This window comes from Aliiroseovarius sp. ABM4_368, from assembly GCF_056161205.1.
Genome location: NZ_JBSWYR010000023.1, coordinates 1 through 566 on the forward strand (window position 1 = coordinate 1; position 566 = coordinate 566).

Consider the following 566-nt stretch of genomic DNA (forward strand, 5'->3'; position numbering starts at 1 on the left):
AGTCCAACTTCCCGCAACCACCCCGAAACGCAGAGCCTGGAACAAGGGGCGGATCATCGGTCAGAAGCGGCCACTCTTGCCAAAACAGGTCTGGGCGATCCGGGCGCGGCTTGAATTGGCGGGTTATCTACGCGATCTGGCGTTATTAACGTCGCAATCGACAGCAAGCTGCGTGGCTGTGATCTGGTCAAACTGGCCGTTTCCGACCTCGTCAAAGATGATCGCGTGCGAGAACGTGTATCGATTGTCCAGAGCAAGACCAAGCGGCCTGTCCAGTTTGAACTGACGGAAAACACGCGTGAAACCGTCTTGCCTGGGTCAAATCGCCCGAGATATTTGCGTGTCCGTTTATGTTCCCCAGCCGCTTTCATGACCGGCCACACATCTCAACCCGCCAGTATGGGCGCTTGGTGCGTGATTGGGTCACGGCGATCGGGCTAGAACCAAGTGGATATGGCACGCACTCGCTCCGCCGGACAAAAGCAGCGGAGATTTACCGAAAGACCGGAAACCTTCGCGCGGTCCAACTGTTACTTGGTCACACGAAGATCGATAGTACCGTTCGC

At 56.5% G+C, this 566-nt stretch carries 1 pseudogene; it reads left to right on the forward strand.

The features are described 5' to 3' along the window. Positions 1-566: pseudogene (locus tag ACXAH3_RS16460) on the forward strand (tyrosine-type recombinase/integrase); the annotation flags it as partial.